The sequence below is a fragment of the Meridianimarinicoccus zhengii genome, assembly GCF_003254465.1.
GTDB lineage: Bacteria > Pseudomonadota > Alphaproteobacteria > Rhodobacterales > Rhodobacteraceae > Meridianimarinicoccus > Meridianimarinicoccus zhengii.
In genome coordinates this window covers 1-2,734 of record NZ_QDFI01000157.1, presented here as the reverse complement: position 1 = coordinate 2,734, position 2,734 = coordinate 1, and the positions used below count along the sequence as shown (strand labels likewise).

Below are 2,734 nucleotides of genomic sequence, written 5' to 3'. Positions count from 1 at the left end.
GGACCGTCGATCAGCCCAGCCTCGACGAATTCGGCGAGCGGATAGAGATAGCCAGATTCCGAGATCGGATCGGCAAAGGCGATGTCGCGCCCGCGCAGGTCGGCAAGCCCTGCGATGCCACTATCGCGCCGGACGAAGATGCGACCCGTGTAGCTCGGCGCGTCGCGGTAGACCTCGGACAGGAGTGGCACGGCACCGATCTCGGCCTCGGCCAGGACGAAAGGCAGGGCGCCCATGAAGGAGATATCCGCGTCGCCATTGCGCAGCGCCTCGACCGCTGCCGCATGGTCGATGGTAACAAACCCTTCGACGGGGACGTCGATCTCACTAGCCAGCCAGCCGGTGATGGCTTCAATGTCGCCCAGAAGCTTCTCGGGGTTCTCCTGCGGGATGAAAGCCAGCCGCAACGCAGTGTCCTGCGCGGCCAACGGGGTTGCGAGCGATACTGCGCCCGCACCGGCCAGTGCCAACATCGTTCTGCGATTCAGATGGATTGCCATCAGAATGCCCTCTCTTCGATTGCGTCGGCTTCGGACTTGAACGCGGTCCAACTGGCTTCGGCGGCCACCCAGTCTTCACCGCGCACGGCGGCACCGACCTCGGCCAGCCGCTCGGCCAACGCGTAGACCTCGGGCCGCGCAGCCAAGTTCGACATTGTGCTGGCGTCCGCCGAAAGGTCCGCGGCGACGGTGTCGGTCAGCAGCAGAATGTGCTCCGCATCCCTCTGTGGCAGCAACGTATTGAGCGTCGAGGCGAATGTCGTCAGTTCGGAGAATGCCAGCCGGAAGGCGGTGTTCTCGGCGTCGAATGCCTCATAGGGCTCATCCGCTGCGCCCACGGTCTCCAGATAGGCCGTCAGGTCAGCCCTCTCCGCCGCGGTCAGCCCGAGCGCTTTCGATTCGTCGAACCAGTCCACGACAGCGGCCAGCGTCGGCAGAGATCCGTCATGGAAATAGGGTGCGGTGTAGGCCGTGCCGAGCAGCGTGGGTGTATCCATCGCACCGGTGCGGGCGCCATCGTAGGCCGACGCAACCGAGCCGATATCATGGGCCTGCCGGTCCAGGAAGTTCGTGTCCGGGACGTGGCAGCTGGCGCAGGAACGGTCGCCGAGCGCCGCGAAGGGCGTATTGAAGATCGCTTCGCCGCGCTGCGCGGCCTCGGGAGCGGCTTCGGTCAGCTGACCATCCGGTGTCAGCATGGAGTTGGGCAGGAAGTCGAATTCGAGCATGTAGGCGAGCAGAGCATCCAGCATGAAGGGCGTCGGTTCATCGCCGCCGAACTCGTTGACGATCACGTTGCGGGTAAAATCGCGCAGGGAGGCGAAGCGGCCATCGCGGCCGTAGGGCCCGGTGAAACGCAGGCCACGGAGGCTGGGGATGTCAATCGGATCATCGCGCCGGTCATTGAAGATCGGATTGAAGAAGGCGCCATCGACATCGATCGCGCCTGGCTGATGGCTCGCACCCGGAATGAAAAGCCGCTGGTTGACGTCCGAGCGGTTGTGACAGGTCGAACAAGCGACCCCGAGGTCCTGCGCCGGATTGCCAAAGATTTGCGCGCTGTCGAACAACATGTCGCCATATGCCACCAAAGGCAGGTCGGTCTCGTCGATGCCCTGCTCCTCGAAATTGAGGACGAGGCGCGGCAGCGGATCCTGATCGAACATGTCAGACCCCGGCGGCAGGCTTGGCGGCACCTCGATGGTGCGGCCACTTAGGACAACAGTTTCCGGCAGCGCGCTCAGCGTCCGGCGGGGCGCGAAATCGTCAACGAGGTAATTCTCGGCGAGATAGCCGGAGATGACTTCGCGCGCGGCTTCCATGGTTTTGCGACTCGCGGGTGTGGCACCAGCACCAAGAACACCGGCGGAGCCTGTGCTGCTGTTGAGTTCCAGCCAGGCGAGGCCGATGCGTCTCGAAGCGTCGGGATCAGCAGCCGCGATACCGTCCGCGAATGCGCGATAGAGTTCTCGAGCTGTCCGCACGGCCTGCTGTGCACGTGCAGGGTCGTCGGCCATGACTGCCCGGTCCAGTTCCTCGTCGATCCTGCGCGCTATCAGCCGCGTCGCCTCGGCGAAGACCGCCTGGCGGTCCTTGCGAGTTATGGCGTTCAGAAGGGGCGCGGGTCCAATGTCGCTGCTGCCGTTCAGCCATGCCAATGCACCGACAGCGAATTCCGAACCCCGGTAGGATTCGGCCCAGGCGGTCCCGACGTCATCCCAGGGCAGCGGTTCGAGATTCGCGAGGAAGAGAGTCAACCGGTAGGCCGCCGCCTCTGGAAGCCATGGGGCCTCCTTGGCGGGCGTCGCAGCGACAGGTCCGGACAGGACGAGCGCACTTGCGAGTGCGGCAATGAACGCTCCAAGGAATTTCTGAATCACCGTGGTCTCCCAACTTCAAAGTTAGCCACGGCTAATTTATCTACCCTATGCAAACAAGTTGTCAATCCTGCAGTTTCCCTGCAAAGTCCCAAGTATGACAAAGCTGCAATCACAGGAACATGAACCGTTCGAAACTGTCGACAGGGCTCCCGAAGCACAGGCTGAGGGATTCGCGACCGTGCGTCAGGCACATGAGAGCGAAATGGCGGAAGATTACGTTGAACTGATCGCCGAACTGATCGAGTCGCGCGGAGAGGCAAGGCCGGTGGAAATCGCCGAACGGTTTGGAGTGAAGCCGCCGACCGTGACCAAGAACATCTCGCGACTCAAAGCTGCTGGCCTGGTGCGGCGGGA

Annotated in this window: 3 protein-coding genes; 1 reads left to right on the top strand and 2 read right to left on the bottom strand. The window is 63.1% G+C overall.

Translation table 11 applies throughout. From position 1 onward, the window contains the following. Together DDE13_RS22240 and DDE13_RS22235 are read right to left on the bottom strand one after the other, a co-directional pair. Window positions 1-500: PhnD/SsuA/transferrin family substrate-binding protein (locus tag DDE13_RS22240; protein WP_162631192.1), on the bottom strand; the 500-nt coding region annotated here is incomplete at its 3' end. Next, window positions 500-2,380, bottom strand: a complete 1,881-nt coding sequence (locus tag DDE13_RS22235; protein WP_085818094.1) for a cytochrome c peroxidase — start codon at window positions 2,378-2,380, stop codon at window positions 500-502. The genes DDE13_RS22235 and DDE13_RS22240, both read right to left, overlap by 1 nt. A gap of 94 nt (window positions 2,381-2,474) precedes the next feature. Here DDE13_RS22235 and DDE13_RS22230 point away from each other — a divergent pair. Further along, the coding region (locus tag DDE13_RS22230; protein WP_162631191.1) for a MarR family transcriptional regulator at window positions 2,475-2,734 on the top strand (260 nt) is incomplete at its 3' end.